Origin of the sequence: Jannaschia aquimarina, from assembly GCF_000877395.1 — a bacterium.
GTDB classification, from domain to species: Bacteria; Pseudomonadota; Alphaproteobacteria; order Rhodobacterales; family Rhodobacteraceae; genus Jannaschia; species Jannaschia aquimarina.
The window spans coordinates 196826-211774 of sequence record NZ_JYFE01000041.1; the positions used below are offsets into that span (position 1 = coordinate 196826).

The 14949-nt window shown below is 67.8% G+C and carries 13 protein-coding genes; 10 read left to right on the forward strand and 3 right to left on the reverse strand.

Features of this window, described 5'->3' with window-relative positions:
- Positions 1–12: 12 nt before the first annotated feature.
- Positions 13–1308, reverse strand: a complete 1296-nt coding sequence (gene glyA / locus jaqu_RS11515) for a serine hydroxymethyltransferase (protein ID WP_043919107.1) — start codon at positions 1306–1308, stop codon at positions 13–15.
- A 142-nt stretch (positions 1309–1450) separates the two neighbouring features.
- Here glyA and jaqu_RS11520 point away from each other — a divergent pair, with 142 nt between their 5' ends.
- The 8 genes from jaqu_RS11520 (at position 1451) to jaqu_RS11555 (ending at position 9580) form a co-directional block, all read left to right on the forward strand.
- Positions 1451–2218, forward strand: a complete 768-nt coding sequence (locus jaqu_RS11520) for an NAD kinase (RefSeq protein WP_043919108.1) — start codon at positions 1451–1453, stop codon at positions 2216–2218.
- Positions 2219–2382: 164 nt separating this feature from the next.
- The gene (metG, locus tag jaqu_RS11525; RefSeq protein WP_043919109.1) at positions 2383–4092 is read left to right on the forward strand and encodes a methionine--tRNA ligase; all 1710 of its coding nucleotides are present in this window, start codon (positions 2383–2385) and stop codon (positions 4090–4092) included.
- A gap of 115 nt (positions 4093–4207) precedes the next feature.
- Positions 4208–4600 carry a VOC family protein gene (locus jaqu_RS11530; RefSeq protein ID WP_043919110.1) on the forward strand — a complete coding sequence of 131 codons (393 nt, stop codon included), beginning with the start codon at positions 4208–4210 and terminating at the stop codon, positions 4598–4600.
- Between the two features lie 24 nt (positions 4601–4624).
- Positions 4625–4846 carry a DUF3072 domain-containing protein gene (locus jaqu_RS11535; RefSeq protein WP_043919111.1) on the forward strand — a complete coding sequence of 74 codons (222 nt, stop codon included), beginning with the start codon at positions 4625–4627 and terminating at the stop codon, positions 4844–4846.
- Between the two features lie 43 nt (positions 4847–4889).
- On the forward strand, positions 4890–5705 hold the full coding sequence (locus jaqu_RS11540; protein ID WP_043919112.1) for a TIGR00282 family metallophosphoesterase: 816 nt from the start codon (positions 4890–4892) through the stop codon (positions 5703–5705).
- A 37-nt stretch (positions 5706–5742) separates the two neighbouring features.
- Positions 5743–6654 (forward strand): hypothetical protein, encoded by a 912-nt coding sequence (locus jaqu_RS11545; RefSeq protein WP_043919113.1) that lies wholly within the window; start codon positions 5743–5745, stop codon positions 6652–6654.
- 701 nt (positions 6655–7355) lie between these two features.
- Positions 7356–9140: an SLC13 family permease gene (locus tag jaqu_RS11550; protein ID WP_043919114.1), complete on the forward strand. Its 1785-nt coding sequence runs from the start codon at positions 7356–7358 to the stop codon at positions 9138–9140.
- An 8-nt stretch (positions 9141–9148) separates the two neighbouring features.
- The gene (locus jaqu_RS11555) at positions 9149–9580 is read left to right on the forward strand and encodes a hypothetical protein (protein ID WP_089268376.1); all 432 of its coding nucleotides are present in this window, start codon (positions 9149–9151) and stop codon (positions 9578–9580) included.
- A 94-nt stretch (positions 9581–9674) separates the two neighbouring features.
- Here the strand turns inward: jaqu_RS11555 and jaqu_RS11560 are convergent, their stop codons facing one another.
- Complete coding sequence (locus tag jaqu_RS11560; protein ID WP_043919116.1) at positions 9675–11453, reverse strand: SLC13 family permease; 1779 nt, start codon at positions 11451–11453, stop codon at positions 9675–9677.
- A gap of 164 nt (positions 11454–11617) precedes the next feature.
- Between jaqu_RS11560 and jaqu_RS11565 the strand changes: the two genes are divergently transcribed.
- Positions 11618–12589 carry a TAXI family TRAP transporter solute-binding subunit gene (locus tag jaqu_RS11565; protein ID WP_043919117.1) on the forward strand — a complete coding sequence of 324 codons (972 nt, stop codon included), beginning with the start codon at positions 11618–11620 and terminating at the stop codon, positions 12587–12589.
- 65 nt (positions 12590–12654) lie between these two features.
- The gene (locus jaqu_RS11570; RefSeq protein ID WP_084629759.1) at positions 12655–14574 is read left to right on the forward strand and encodes a TRAP transporter permease; all 1920 of its coding nucleotides are present in this window, start codon (positions 12655–12657) and stop codon (positions 14572–14574) included.
- Here the strand turns inward: jaqu_RS11570 and jaqu_RS11575 are convergent.
- Entirely contained in the window at positions 14567–14938 is a 372-nt protein-coding gene (locus tag jaqu_RS11575) for a VOC family protein (RefSeq protein ID WP_043919118.1), read from the reverse strand. The genes jaqu_RS11570 and jaqu_RS11575 overlap by 8 nt on opposite strands.
- Between the last annotated feature and the right edge of the window lie 11 nt (positions 14939–14949).

Genomic DNA, 14949 nt, shown 5'->3' on the forward strand with positions numbered 1-14949 from the left:
GGGCGTCCAGCCTCAGAGGCCGGGATAGATCGGGAAACGCGCCGTCAGGTCGGCGACCTTGGCCCGTACCCGCGCCTCGACATCTGCGTTGCCGTCCGCGCCGTTCGCGGCCAGCCCGTCGACCACCTCCACGATCAAATCGGCGACGGTGCGGAATTCCGCTTCGGCAAATCCGCGCGTGGTTCCGGCGGGCGTGCCGAGACGGATGCCGCTGGTCACTGTCGGCTTCTCGTCGTCGAAGGGGATGCCGTTCTTGTTGCAGGTGATGTGGGCGCGGCCCAGCGCGGCCTCGGTCTCGTTGCCCTTCACGCCCTTGGGGCGCAGGTCGACGAGCATGAGATGCGTATCCGTGCCGCCGGTCACGATATCGAGCCCGCCCTTCATGAGCTGATCGGCCAGCGCCTGGGCGTTCGCGATCACCTGGGCCTGATACTCCTTGAAGCCGGGGCGCAACGCTTCGCCGAACGCCACGGCCTTGGCGGCGATCACATGCATCAACGGCCCGCCCTGGATGCCGGGGAAGATGGCCGAGTTCACCTTCTTGGCGATTTCTGCATCGTCGGTCAGGATCATGCCGCCGCGCGGGCCGCGCAGCGTCTTGTGCGTCGTGGTGGTGGCGACATGGGCGTGGGGGAAGGGGGACGGATAATGTCCGGCCGCCACCAACCCGGCGAAATGTGCCATGTCCACCAGCAGCCAAGCGCCCACGCTGTCGGCGATTTCGCGCATCCTGGCGAAGTCGATGATCCGCGGAATGGCCGAGCCGCCGGCGATGATCATCTTGGGCCGATGTTCGGACGCGAGCGCCTGCACCTGATCGTAATCGAGCAGCAGGTCATCGCGGCGCACGCCGTACTGGATCGCGTTGAACCACTTGCCCGACTGGTTCGGCTTGGCGCCATGTGTCAGGTGCCCCCCCGCATCCAGCGACATGCCCAGGATCGTGTCGCCCGGCTGCAGAAGCGCGGTGAACACGCCTTGGTTCGCCTGGCTCCCGGAATTGGGCTGCACGTTGGCATAGTTGCAGCCGAACAGCTCCTTGGCCCGGTCGCGGGCCAGGTCTTCGGCCACGTCGACGAATTGACAGCCGCCATAGTAGCGCCGGCCGGGATAGCCCTCGGCGTACTTGTTGGTCATCACGCCGCCCTGCGCCTCCATCACGGCGCGAGAGACGATGTTTTCGGACGCGATCAGCTCGATCTCGTCGCGCTGGCGCTTGAGTTCGTCCTGCGTTGCGGCGGCGATCTCGGGATCGGTCTCGGCCAGGCCGCGCGTGAAGAATCCGTCGTCCTTGAAGGGGGCGTTCATGGGGCAATCCTCCGTGGTTGCGGCCTCATACGCCGACAGATCGCGGGTTTGAAGCGGTCAAACCCGCGCGGAGGGCCGATCGCGCGTGGGTTGCGTTTCCGATAGGCTGCGGCCAACCCTGTCCCGCGACGATGGGGGGACCATGCGCGACGCACCGAATATCGCCTTCGTGGCCTCGGAGACGCCCGAGGCGCAGGACGCGTTGGAGCGTCTCACGAACCGTTACGGACAACATGACATGCACGGGGCCGACGTGATCGTTGCCTTGGGCGGCGACGGGTTCATGTTGCAGACCCTGCACGCGACCGAGGGGCTCGATACACCGACCTATGGCATGAACCGGGGCACGGTCGGGTTCCTGATGAATGCCTATCAGGAGGACGACCTTCTCTGGCGGCTGACGGCGGCAGAGGAGGCGGTGACCAACCCCTTGCGCATGCGGGCGACGCAGTCCGATGGGACGGTGGTCGAGGCGCTGGCCATCAACGAGGTGTCGATGCTGCGCGCCGGGCCTCAGGCTGCACGTCTGCGGATCGTGATCGACGGCAAGGTCCGCATGGAGGAGCTGGTCTGCGACGGCGCGCTGGTCGCGACGCCGGCAGGATCCACGGCCTATAATTACAGTGCTCACGGTCCGATCCTGCCGATCGGCGCGGGCGTCTTGGCGCTGACGGCCATGTCGGCCTTCCGACCCCGGCGCTGGCGCGGTGCGCTGCTGCCGCAGACCGCGAAGGTGCGTTTCGACGTGCTGGACCCGGGCAAGCGTCCGATGATGGCCGAGGCCGATTCCCGCTCCGTGCGCGACGTCGTCCGCGTCGAGGTCGAGAGCGAGCCGCGCGTCGCCCACCGTCTGCTGTTCGATCCCGGACACGGCCTGGAAGAGCGGTTGCTTCAGGAGCAGTTCACGTAATCTGGCGGAGCGCGCCTTGCGCGCAAGTGATTCGGTCGACAGGGGCTCTGCCCCCGGCGCGTGCCGCGCCTCCCCCGGAGTATTTGTGCCGAGAAGAAGCCGCGGATCGGTTCTTGCGGGATCGGCCATGCCCGGCCTAGATGCGCGCCGATCAGGAGAGAGACATGGCCCGCACGCTGATTACGTCCGCGATCCCCTACATCAACGGGATCAAGCATCTGGGGAACCTGGTGGGCAGTCAGCTTCCCGCCGATCTCTATGCGCGCTGGTGCCGTCTGCGCGGGGACGAGGTTCTGTTCCTCTGCGCCACGGACGAGCACGGGACGCCCGCAGAACTGGCGGCGGCCAAGGCGGGCAAGCCCGTGGCCGAGTATTGCGCCGAAATGTGGCAGGTGCAGGCCGGGCTGGCCGAGGGGTTTCGCCTGTCCTTCGACCATTTCGGACGGTCGAGCAGCCCGCAGAACCACCGCCTCACGCAGCATTTCGCGGGCCAATTGGCCGAGAACGGTCTGATCGAGGAGCGGGTCGAGCGGCAGGTCTATTCCGTCGCCGACGGTCGGTTCTTGCCCGACCGCTATGTCGAGGGGACCTGTCCCAATTGCGGCTACGACCGGGCGCGCGGAGACCAGTGCGAGAACTGCACCAAGCAACTCGATCCGACGGACCTGATCGAACCGCGCTCGGCCATCTCCGGCTCGACGGAGCTGGAGCAGCGGGAGACGAAGCACCTCTACCTGCTCCAGTCAAAGTTGAAGGACGAACTGGATGCGTGGATCGACAGCCAGGAAGGATGGCCGATCCTGACCACCTCGATCGCGAAGAAGTGGCTGCACGACGGGGAAGGACTTCAAGACCGCGGCATAACCCGAGATCTTGATTGGGGAATTCCCGTTCGCAAGGGCGAAGATGACTGGCCGGGGATGGAGGGCAAGGTCTTCTACGTCTGGTTCGATGCGCCCATCGAGTACATCGCCTGCGCCGCCGAATGGGTCGAGGCGGGCAAGGGCGAGGATTGGGAACGCTGGTGGCGCGAGGACAAGGGCGCCGGCGATGTCCGCTACGTGCAGTTCATGGGCAAGGACAACGTGCCCTTTCACACGCTGAGCTTTCCGGCCACGCTGATCGGATCCGCCGAGCCTTGGAAGAAGGTCGATTATCTCAAGTCCTTCAACTACCTGAACTACGATGGCGGGCAGTTCTCGACCAGTCAGGGGCGCGGCGTGTTCATGGATCAGGCGCTCGAGATCCTGCCGCCGGATTATTGGCGCTGGTGGCTGTTGAGCCATGTGCCAGAGAGCCAGGACACGGAATTCACATGGGAGAAGTTCGCGGCCGACGTGAACAAGGATCTGGCCGACGTCTTGGGCAACTTCGTGAGCCGGATCACCAAGTTCTGCCGCTCCAAGTTCGGAGAGGCGGTGCCAGAGGGGGGCGAGTGGGGGGCCCGGGAAGAGGCGCTGGCGGAGCGGATCGAGGCGGGATTCTCCAGATATTCCAGTCACATGGATGCGATCGAGGTGCGCAAGGCGGCCTCGGAACTGCGCAGCCTGTGGGTGGCGGGCAACGAGTACCTGCAGGAGGCGGCGCCCTGGGCCACTTTCAAGGAGGATCCCGGGACGGCGGCCATGCAGGTCCGGATGGGCCTCAACCTCATCCGGCTCTATGCGGCGATCTCTTCTCCATTCATTCCAGACGCTTGTAATGCGATGTTGAAGTCGCTCAACCTGTCGGACGCGCCTTTGCCGAAGGGCCGTAACGCGCTGACGGCGCTGGCGCCGGGCCATGCCTTCGAGGTGCCCGAGAACCTGTTCCGCAAGATCTCGGACGAGGAGCGGGACGGGTGGGCGGCGCGTTTTTCGGGGCGCCGGGAATGATGCGATTTGCGCGCCATAAGGCCGCCTCGGCGTCCTTACAGTGCGCAAATCCTGATGCACCCCCTGTGCACCCCCTGTGCACCCCCCGTCTGCACAATCGGTGCATGGCCCCTTCATGAAGCTGGGTCTCTTCGCGCTGCTGGTGCCGGATTACGACCCGGCTCTGGCCTTCTTCGTCGGGGGGCTGGGATGGACCTGCCTCGTGGACGAGGATCAGGGACGCAAGCGTTGGGTCGTGGTGGAGGCCCCGGCCGGGGGCAAGCTGCTACTGGCACGGGCGGAGGGCGCGCAGCGTGATGCGATCGGCACGCAGTTCGGCGGACGGGTCGGCTTGTTTCTGGAAACCGACGATTTCGACCGGGACGCCGTGGCAATCAAGGCGGCGGGCGGTCATTTCGAAGAGGCGCCAAGGGACGAGCCCTACGGCCGCGTCGCCGTCTGGCGCGATCCGTGGGGCAACCGTTGGGATCTGATCCAACCGGGAACCACGACGCCTCTGGAACGTTAGGCGAACATCCCAACGGAGGATCCCATGGACAAGATCACCGACACCCCCAAGCAGGACGCGCCCGGCAATGCCGAGAAAGATCCTGATAACTGGACCACGGGAGACGAGCCGATGACCGGCGCGCAGGCAAGCTATCTCAAGACGCTGTGCGAGGAGGCCGGGGAGGAATTCGACCCCGACATGACCAAGGCCGACGCTTCCAAGCGGATCGACGCCTTGCAGGAGAAGACTGGCCGGGGCGCCTGACGCTCATTGCGCCGGGGGCGCGGGGCCCGCATAAGCGCTAGCCATGCGGATCCTGTTTCTGGGCGACATCATGGGGCGGGCGGGCCGGACGGCCGTCGCCGCCCGCCTGCCGGATTTGCGCCGCGACTGGCGCCTCGATGCGGTGATCGTCAACGGAGAGAACGCCTCTTCGGGGCGCGGTCTGAACGAGGGGCAGGCGCGCGCGCTGCTGGAGGCCGGGGCCGACGTGATCACGCTCGGCGACCATGCTTTCGACCAGAAGGACATGATGCAGATGGTCGAGCGGGAGCCGCGCATCCTGCGGCCCCTGAATTATGCCAAGACGGCGCCGGGCAAGGGGGCGCGCATCTACGAGATCGCGGGCCGCAAGGTGCTGGTGGCGCAGGTTCTGGGCCAGGTCTTCATGTCGCGCACCTATGACGACCCCTTCAGCGCCGTGGACGCGGTTCTGGGGCAGGCGCCTCTTGGGGGGGCCGTGCAGGCGGCGCTGGTCGACATGCATTGCGAGGCGACCTCCGAGAAGATGGCGATGGGCCATTTCTGCGACGGCCGGGTCAGCGTCGTGGTCGGCACGCACACCCATGTCCCCACGTCGGACGCGATGATCCTTCCGGGGGGGACGGCGTACCAGACCGATGCGGGCATGTGCGGCGACTACAACTCCGTCATCGGGATGGAGAAGACCGAGCCCATGCGCCGCTTCGTCACCGGCATGACCCGCGCCCGGTTCGAGCCGGCGGGCGGGGAGGCAACGCTTTGCGGACTGTTCGTGGAGACCGACGACGCCACCGGCCGGGCTGTCACGGTCGCGCCGGTCCGGCAGGGCGGGCGGTTGGCGCCGCAGGGCCCCGAAGGATGACCGCGCCTGTCGCGTCGCCGCATGAAGGGTTGGCAGGGTGAAGGCGCAGGCGTTGCTGGCGGCGCTGCTCGCCGTCGGCCTTGGCGCGGGCGCCGTGGCCCAGCATTTGCCCCAGCGGGATCCGTGGCACCTGCCCGCGACGCAGGGCGGCGATTGGCCGAAATGGGATCCGCGTCGCCAGCTGACCTTCGCGTTCCACGAGCGTGCGCGGGGGAACATCGTCACAGGGCGCTTTGTAACCTTCGAGATGGCATTGGGCCACACGACGGGCGGCTACGGTTGGCTCGTGGGTGCGCCGAACGCGGAGAGTTCGGCCGGCGCGACGCTCTACCACAATGCGGCGTTTGCGGAGGATGGGTCGGTCTCGATCCTGCCGCAAGCGACATCACATGATGGCCCGCCGAGGGGCGGCACGGTGACGCCGCCGGGTTTCGGCGTAAGACTCTCCTCGAGCGACTCCCCGAACCATCGGATCCTCGAACGTTTGATGATCCAGGCGAAGCAGTTCAATCCGCCCTTTCCGGGCAAATATAGACTGGGGGGCGGGCGCTTGGCTTTGAGCGACCCCGACGAGGTTCACCACGTCGGCGAGCATTGCGGTTTCGATATGTTCGAGTCCACGACCGATCGTGAATGGCACCAGCATCCCCTCGATCTAACACGCCCCCCACTGCCCGACATACTATTTCCGCACGACCGCGCGCGCCTTTTCGGGTGGCCGAACGAGGGCGGCGTGACCTACGAGTTCGAGTTGCTGTGCGAGGATGACCAGCTATGCCTCCTCGACGCGCCGCCCCGCGATTGGCTGAACGCCACCTACCTCTTTCGCCGCGCCTGGCTCTGCGAAGTGCCGAAGACCGTCCATGCGCACCGCGCCTGGCTGGAGGAGCGCGTCGTCGCGGAAGAGACCGAACGCGTGAATCCAGCGTTCAGGAAGGTCGGGGAATGACCCGCGCGACGGCGCAGAAGAAGTCGGCCCTTCGCGCGTCTCAATGGCCGCAATCGCCCGGCGCGGATCAGCCGATGGCGGATGACGAGGGCCGGCACTGTCGGCAGATCCTCTCGGCCAAGCCCGTTTCAGCCATGCACATATCGAGCAGCGAATCGGCCGGATCTGGGCAAACCACCACCGACCGCCACGCTGCGCCACTCTCCGAAATGGGGTTCGTCGGAGACAACCTCGCCGCGTTCCTCGCGGTTGGGGCCGGGACCCGGACGGGGGCGTCGAGGTCGAGGGCATCTCCTTTCCGCCCGACCTCGGGTCCGAACGCGACCCGCGCTCTGTGGTCTGCCGGACGCCGCACGTGCCGTGGCGGTGGATCTTCGGTTCCTGCGGGGCAGGGGTGAGGATCTCCACCTTGGAGGGCGGCCCTCTTCAGGTCCATGCAGGCCCGCGATGAGAGATGCGAGGATCTCATCCGAGGATTTGCGCGGGCCTCGGCGGAGATCCGGCGCGAAGTGGCTATGAAGCCGCCCCCGGCGGGTCTACATTCCGCGCGCCAGAGGCCTCCGATATCGGCGGCCCCGCCGAGCGAGCCGAGATGAACGAACCCCACCCAGTCAGCCGCAAGAAGAACGGACCCATCGCATGAGATCACATGGCGCAATGGACCGGGCCGCCACCACCCTTGGTGCCGGAGACCGGTTGCAGTGACGTGGCTCGACCTGCCTCAGCCGGCCGAAGCCTGGCTGGCGATCGCCGTGGTGGGCGTCATGTTCCTGCTCTTCCTGCGCGAGGTCTATCCGACCGAGGTGGTCGCCATCGGCGGGGCAGCGGTGCTGCTGGGCACGGGCGTCCTGCCCTATGATGCGGCGCGGGAGGTGTTGGCCAACCCGGCGCCCTGGACGATCGCGGCGATGTTCGTGCTGATGGGCGCGCTGGTGCGGACCGGCGCGCTGGACGCCTTCACCAAGCTGGCAGAGGGGCGCGCGCGCTCGAACCCGCGGGGCGCGGTGGCTTTGCTGATGGGCTTCGTCGTGATCGCATCGGGTTTCGTCGCGAATACGCCGGTGGTGGTCGTGATGATCCCGGTCATCGTTCAGATCGCAGGGACGCTGGGCACGGTTCCGTCGAAGCTGCTGATCCCGTTGAGCTACGCCTCGATCCTGGGCGGCATGCTGACCCTGATCGGGACATCGACCAACCTGCTGGTCGATGGCGTCGCCCGCGCCGAGGGGCTGGAGCCGTTCGGCATCTTCGAGGTGACGCCGCTGGCGGCGGTGCTCTGCGTCTGGGGATTGCTCTATCTGTGGCTGATCGCCCCGCGCGTCCTGCCTGAGCGGACGAGCATGGCGGCCCTGCTGGGCGGGGGCGGGTCGCGCAAGGCCAAGTTCTTCGCCGAGGCGGTGATCCCGCCGGATTCGAACCTGATCGGGCGCGAGGTGCTGGGCGTGCAGCTGTTCAAGCGGCCGGGCGTGCGGCTGGTCGACGTGATCCGGGGCGACCTGTCGCTGCGCCGCGATCTGGAGGGCGTGGAGTTGCAGGTGGGCGACCGGGTGGTGTTGCGCACCCCGATGGCGGAGTTGCTGACCTTGCAGCGGGACCCGTCGCTCAAACGGCTGGATCAGGTGGGCGCGGTCGAGACGACGACGGTCGAGGTGCTGGTCACGCCGGGCGCGCGGCTGGTGGGGCGCACGCTGGGGGTGCTGCGCCTGCGCCGGCGCTACGGGGTCTATCCGCTGGCGGTGCACCGGCGGGACCAGAACCTCCAGGGCCAGCTCGACGAGCTGGAGCTGAAGGTAGGCGACACGCTGCTGGTCGAAGGCGCCGAGGCCGACATCACCCGCTTTGCCGACGACATGCGCCTGCAGGATGTCAGCCGCCCCTCGGCCAGTGCCTTCCGGCGCGAGAAGGCCTGGATCCCGGTCGCCTCGATCGCGCTGCTGGTCGGGCTGGCGGCCATTGGGGGGGCGCCCATCCTGGCGCTGGCCGTGCTGGCCGTTGCGGTGGTGCTGCTGACGCGCTGCGTCGATGCCGAAGAGGGCTTCGGCTATGTCGAGGGGCGGCTTCTGGCCATGATCTTCGCCATGCTGGCCGTCGGGGCCGCCTTGCAGGCCTCGGGTGCCGTCCAGATGATCGTGGACGCGGCCGCGCCCTATCTGGGCGGGTTGCCGGGGCCGGTCCTGATCTGGGCGATCTTCGTGCTGACCAGCGTGCTGACCGAACTGGTCAGCAACAACGCCGTGGCCGTCGTCGTCACCCCCGTCGCCATCGGGCTCGCGCAGGCGCTGGGGATCGACCCGCGCCCGCTGGTGGTGGCGGTGATGGTCGCCGCCTCGGCCAGCTTTTCGACGCCGATCGGCTACCAGACCAACATGCTTGTCTACGGACCGGGCGGTTACAGGTTTACCGACTTCCTTCGGGCGGGTATCCCGCTGAACCTGAGCATCGGGGTCCTGTCGGCCCTGGTGATTCCGTTGATATGGCCGCTCTGAGGTATTCCATGCGTCGTGTCCTGCTCCTCTGCCCGCTCTTGCTGGCCGCCTGCGTCGAGACGGGCGGCCTGTCCACCGGGGGGGCTGAAGGCACGCCGCGCTTCGGGGCCTCCGTCGTCGACGTGACCGCGCGGCCCTCGCAAGTGACGTTCCGCATGGCGGACGGGTCGCGCTGCATCGGAGAGCGCCCCGAGGGAGAGCGCAGCGGCTGGTCCGGCGTCACCGACGAGGCCTGCGGCTATGCGCTGCCCTACTCGGTGTCGTTCTCGCGCGGCGGCCAGGCGCGGCGCTTCACCATCGAGGATCCGGGCGGCACCCTGACCGGAGGGGGGCAGGCCGGTCCCCGGGCGGAGGTCTTCGTGACCGACACGGACGGTCAGCGTCGCCTCTTCGTGCGCCCCCTGCGCAACGCGGTCTTCGAAGACGCACCGACGGGCTGACCTCGCCGCCCGGCGGTCTGTAGGTCCTGCCCGCCAAGGGGCGTCGCGCCCCGTTTCTTCGTTTCTCAAATATCCCCGTCCGATCCGCCCCGCCTCAGAGCGGCCAGAACAGCAGGATGGCGGGCAGGCCCACGGCGATGACCAGGATCTCCAGCGGCAGGCCCATGCGCCAGTAATCTCCGAACCGATAGCCGCCGGGGCCGAGGATGAGCGTGTTGTTCTTGTGCCCGATGGGCGTGAGGAACGCGCAGGAGGCCGCGACCGCCACCGCCATCAGGAACGGGTCCGGAGAGGCCCCCAGCGTCCGGGCCATCTCGATCCCGACAGGGGCCGCGACGATAGCGGTCGCGGTGTTGTTGAGCACGTCCGACATCGTCATCGTCACCACCATCAGGACCAGCAGCGCGACCCAGCCGGGCTGTCCGTTCGTCAGGGTCGTCAGGCTGTCGGCGATCAGCTTGGTCCCGCCCGACGATTCGAGCGCCGCGCCCAGCGGGATCATCGACCCGAGCAGCACCACGACCGGCCATTCGACATGATCGTAGAGGTCCCGCAGCGGCACGATCTTGGACAGGGCAAAGGCCACCACGACCAGCCCCAGCGCCACGGTCAAGTCGATCAACCCGAAGCTGGCCGCGGCCACGGCGGCCCCGAACAGCCCGACGGCCAGCCAGATCTTGCGATGGGCCGTCACCGCCAGCCCCCGATCGGCCAGGGGCAGGGCGCCCAGCCAGGAGACGGTGTCGTCGGCGGTCTCGGTCGGCGTCAGCAGCAGCAGGATGTCGCCCGTGCGGATCCGTTCGCGCCGCAGCCGGTCCGTGATGCGGCGGCCCCGGCGGGAGATGCCCATCAGCACGGTGCGCTGGCGCCAGGCCAGCCCGATGGCGCTGGAGGACTTGCCGTTGATGCGGCTGTCCTCGGTCACGACGACCTCGATCAGCGAGAGGCCTTGGTCGGCGGCCTCCAGCAGGGTCATCCGCTTGCCGTCCGCGAAATCCAGATCCAGCGCCGCGCGGAACTCGTCCAGCGCGTCGGCGGGCGCCTCCAGGACGAGGCTGTCCTTGGCCCGCAGCTTCACGTGCCGGGCGGGCCCGAAAAGACGGCGCCCCTCGCGGACGAGGCCCAGGACGTTGACGCCGGACTCGTCGGCCTCGGCCTGCAGGTCCATGAGCTTCCGGCCTTCCAGCTTGCTGTCCTTGGGCAGCGTCAGTTCGGCCACGTAGTGGGACACCTGTTCGCCCGCGTCGCCTTCGCTCGCGCCCTTGTCGCCCGGGATCAGGCGCCAGCCCACCAGCGCCACGAAGGCCAGCCCGGCCGCGGCGACCACAAGGCCCACCGGCGCGAAGTCGAACATGGCGAAGGACGCGCCCAACTGGTCCTGACGGATGCCCGCGATGATGATGTTGGGCGGTGTGCCGATCAGGGTGATCATGCCTCCGAGGATCGTCGCGAAGGAGAGCGGCATCAGCGTCACGCCCGCCCGACGGCCCGCCTTGCGCGCGGTGGCCACATCCACCGGCATCAGCAGTGCCAGCGCGGCGACGTTGTTCATGAAGGCCGACAGGATGCCCCCGATCCCGCCCATCACGGCGACATGGGCCCCCACGCGGCGCGAACTGTCTACCAGCGTGCGGGTGATGACCATCACCGCGCCCGAGCGCACCAGCCCCGCCGAGACGATCAGGACCAGCGCCACGATCAGGACGGCCGGATGGCCGAAGCCGTCGAACGCCCCCTCGACCGGGACGACGCCCAGGACGACACCGGTCAGAAGCGCGGCGAAGGCGACGATGTCGTATCGGATGCGCCCCCAGAGCAGCAGGGCGAACACCGCGCCGAAAAGCGCGAAGAGGATGGTCTGGTCTGTGGTCATGCGTGGCCCCTGCTTCCACGGCCTAGATATCCCAACTCGTCCAAAGGGCGAGGATTCTCGTCGCGGGGATGACCAACGATTGATTTTGCATACGTATGCAATAGGGTGACGCGGGGGCAGATCGGAGGAGGATCGCCCCGGACATGACAGGGAGGGAGGACCCGATGAAGCTGTTCGCACGGATCGCCGCCGCCGCCTTGGTGGCCGGAGCCATGGCAGAGCCCGCCGCCGCGCAGGAGCGCCTGGCGCTCGGCGCCACCAACGCGCAATCGTCGCATTACGCCTATTTCGCCGCGCTCGCGAAGGTCATCAACGAGGCCTATCCCGACAAGTACCAGGCCAGCGTCGTCGAGACCGGCGCCACGGTGGACAATCTCCGCCGGATGGAGCGGGGGCAGCTGGACATGGGTCTGATCACGACCTCCGCGCTCTATCATGCCAACGAGGGGATCAAGACCTTCGACGGAGAGGCGATCGACTCGCCGCTGCTCTGGGCCTATGCGCTGGCGCCGCAGAACGTGATCGTGCGGCAGGATGCCGGTGTCACCTCCATCGAGGAATTGGCGGGCCAGCGCTTTGGGCCCGGGCAGCGCGGCAGCTCGACCGAGGCGACCAGCCAGGAGGTGCTCGCGCTCTTCGGGGTGGAGCCGGACTGGGTCCGCGGCTCGAACGGCGAACTGGCGGCGGCCATCAAGGACAACCGCGCCATCGGCTTCATCAAGTCGGCCGTGGGCACCGATTTCGACGCGCTGACCACCGATATCGCCACCTTCACGCCGGTGCAGGTGCTGCCGGTGCCCGACGACAAGGTCGCCATGATCCAGGAGACCTTGCCGGAACTCAGCATCGTCGACATGCCTGGCGGAGAGATGGAGAATACCGGCCCCTACCGGACCTGGGGCTTCATGATCGGCGTCTCCGCGCGGCCCGGCCTCGATGACGAGACCGCCTACGACATCGTCAAGGCGGTGATGGAGGACGACGTGGAGCAGGTCACGGCGTTCCCCTCCATCGACGGTGTGAACCTGGCCGAGCAGACGCTGGCCTATGCCACGTCGCCGCTGCATCCCGGCGCGATCCGCTGGTTCGAGGAGAACGGCTACGAGGTGCCGGACCGGCTGCGCCCGGCCGAGTGACGTCCGCCGCCTGACCTGCCGGGGCGTCCGCGCCCCGGCTTGCGCCCCCGTCGGCCGGAGGTCCCATGACGACCCAGGACATCGACCCGACCCCGCCGGGCACGGACCCCGAGCCGCGCCCCTCGCTGCGGATTCGCGCGGCCGAGGCGCTGGCGCTGCTGATCGGGGTCTTCGTCTTCTACACCTCGTTCTTCGGCGCCTTCGAGACGCTGAATCAGCGCGCAAGCTTCGTCGCGATGATCGTCGCCATGGCGGTGCTCTTGTATCCCACTGGAGGGGGGCGGCGCTGGCGCCCGCTGGGCATCGCGCTGGACGCGGCGATGGGAGGCTGGGTTCTGGTCTCGGCCCTCTACGTGATCGCGAATTTTGAGCGGATCATGGTCCAGCTCCCCTTTGCCGAGCCGCTGGACGTCTGGCTGGGCTTCGGCACGCTGCTGGTGGTGCTGGAACTGGCGCGCCGCACCGCCAGCCTGGTCTTTCCGATCATCGTGGGCGGGATGGTCGCCTATGCCTTCTTCGGGGACCTGATCCCCGGCGCCTTCGGTCACAGGGGCTTCGATGCCTTCTACATAACCGAGGTCATGTTCCTGTCGGACCGGGGCCTCTGGGGGATGCTGGTTTCTATCGCGTCCACGACGCTGGCCGCCTTCATCCTGTTCGGCGCGTTGCTTCTGCATACGGGGGCGGGACAGACCTTCTTCGACCTGTCGGCCCGGGCGGGGGGCGCAAGCCCCGGAGGAGCGGCCAAGATCGCGACCATCGCGAGCGGGCTCTTCGGGTCGATCTCCGGCTCGTCGGTGGCGAATATCGCGACCACCGGCAATTTCACGATCCCCCTGATGAAGCGCCTGCGCTACCCCGCGTCCTTTGCCGGGGGCGTGGAGGCCGTCGCCTCGACCGGCGGGCAGCTTGCGCCTCCGATCATGGGCACGGCCGCCTTCGTCATGGCCGAGCTGGTTGGGGTTAATTATTGGACCATCGCCGCCGTGGCCTTCCTGCCGGCGGCTCTGTTCTATCTGGGCGTCTTCACGACCGTGCACCTGATCGCCAAGCGGACGGGACTGGGACAGGTCTCGGGGGAGGATCTGCCGGATTGGCGCGCGGCGGCGAACTGGCGGCGGCTGGCCCCCATCTTCGCCGGGATTGCTGGGTTGGCGTGGGGGATCTGTAACGGCAACTCGATCCAGTTGACGGCCTGTTACGGCATGATCGGGATCATGCTCGCCTTTACCGTCGCGACCCTCAGCGGTGGCGGCAGCATCGGCGAGGTCGTCCGAACGCTGGTCCGCGCCTTCCGCGACGGTGGCAAGGGCGTGGTGATCGTGGGCATTCTCCTGGTCGCGGCGCAGGTCTTCGTCGCCATGGTCAACCTGACCGGCGTGGGCGTGGCCGTCACGAGCCAGATCCTCGCCGTCGCCGGGGACAATATCTGGGTGATCGCGGGCATCATGGCGGTGGTCTGCCTGATCGCGGGGATGGGGCTGCCCACGTCGGCGGCCTACGTGCTGGTGGCGGCGGTCTTTGCGCCGGTCCTGATCCAGCAGGGGCTGGACCCGGTGATGGTGCATCTCTTCGTGCTCTACTACGCCGCGCTGTCCGTCATCACGCCGCCCGTTTGCGTCGCCGTCTTCGTCAGCGCGACCATCGCCGAGGCGCCCTGGCTGAAGGTCGCGCGCGACACGCTGCGGCTTGGCGGCACGGCCTATGCGCTGCCGATGCTGTTCATCGCCTATCCGGGGCTCTTGCTTCAGGGCGGGGCCGAGGCGATCGCCCATGCTATCCTGTCGGGCGTGGTCTTCGTGCTGGCGGTGGCGAACCTGTTTGCCGGTCAGCCGGTCGTACGGCTCGGGCCCTTGGCGCCCGTCCTGTGGATCGGCGTCGCGGTGCTGGCATTGTTGCCGGGTTGGACGGCGTCGGTCGCGGCGCTGGCCCTGTTGGTGGCGGCCTACGCGCCCGGCCTCGGGCGGCCGGCGCGGGCTACCTGATCGACTGGCCGAAGAAGATCATCAATCCGCCGGGACCGAAGACATGCACCTCCCGCTGGCCGTAGTCCGTGTCGAAGGGCGCCCGGACATGGCCGTCCGGCAGGGTCGCAAGAAAGCCGCGGCGTTCCGCCCAGAACGCGTCGACATCGGGGACGTCGACATAGACCATGTGCTGGAGGCCCGTCTGCGCGGCAAAGTCCGGGTTCTCCAGCAACCGGATACCGCCGCCCGCGCTGCGCATGTAGGCATAGCCGTCTTCCTCTCCCCTGAACGTGCAGGTGAGGCCCAGCGCCTCGTAGAAGGCGATGGCCTGTTTCAGGTCTGGCACGAGGGTGAAGGGCGTGATCCCGTGTGTGTCGAGCATGGCGGTCTCCG

Bases quoted from the DNA above. Each gene is read 5' to 3' on its own strand.
- jaqu_RS11565 (WP_043919117.1), top strand. From the start codon at position 11,618: ATGAAGCTGTTCGCACGGATCGCCGCCGCCGCCTTGGTGGCCGGAGCC.
- jaqu_RS11575 (WP_043919118.1), bottom strand. From the start codon at position 14,938: ATGCTCGACACACACGGGATCACGCCCTTCACCCTCGTGCCAGACCTG.
- jaqu_RS11530 (WP_043919110.1), top strand. From the start codon at position 4,208: ATGAAGCTGGGTCTCTTCGCGCTGCTGGTGCCGGATTACGACCCGGCT.
- metG (WP_043919109.1), top strand. From the start codon at position 2,383: ATGGCCCGCACGCTGATTACGTCCGCGATCCCCTACATCAACGGGATC.
- jaqu_RS11540 (WP_043919112.1), top strand. From the start codon at position 4,890: ATGCGGATCCTGTTTCTGGGCGACATCATGGGGCGGGCGGGCCGGACG.
- jaqu_RS11535 (WP_043919111.1), top strand. From the start codon at position 4,625: ATGGACAAGATCACCGACACCCCCAAGCAGGACGCGCCCGGCAATGCC.
- glyA (WP_043919107.1), bottom strand. From the start codon at position 1,308: ATGAACGCCCCCTTCAAGGACGACGGATTCTTCACGCGCGGCCTGGCC.
- jaqu_RS11520 (WP_043919108.1), top strand. From the start codon at position 1,451: ATGCGCGACGCACCGAATATCGCCTTCGTGGCCTCGGAGACGCCCGAG.
- jaqu_RS11570 (WP_084629759.1), top strand. From the start codon at position 12,655: ATGACGACCCAGGACATCGACCCGACCCCGCCGGGCACGGACCCCGAG.
- jaqu_RS11555 (WP_089268376.1), top strand. From the start codon at position 9,149: ATGCGTCGTGTCCTGCTCCTCTGCCCGCTCTTGCTGGCCGCCTGCGTC.
- jaqu_RS11560 (WP_043919116.1), bottom strand. From the start codon at position 11,453: ATGACCACAGACCAGACCATCCTCTTCGCGCTTTTCGGCGCGGTGTTC.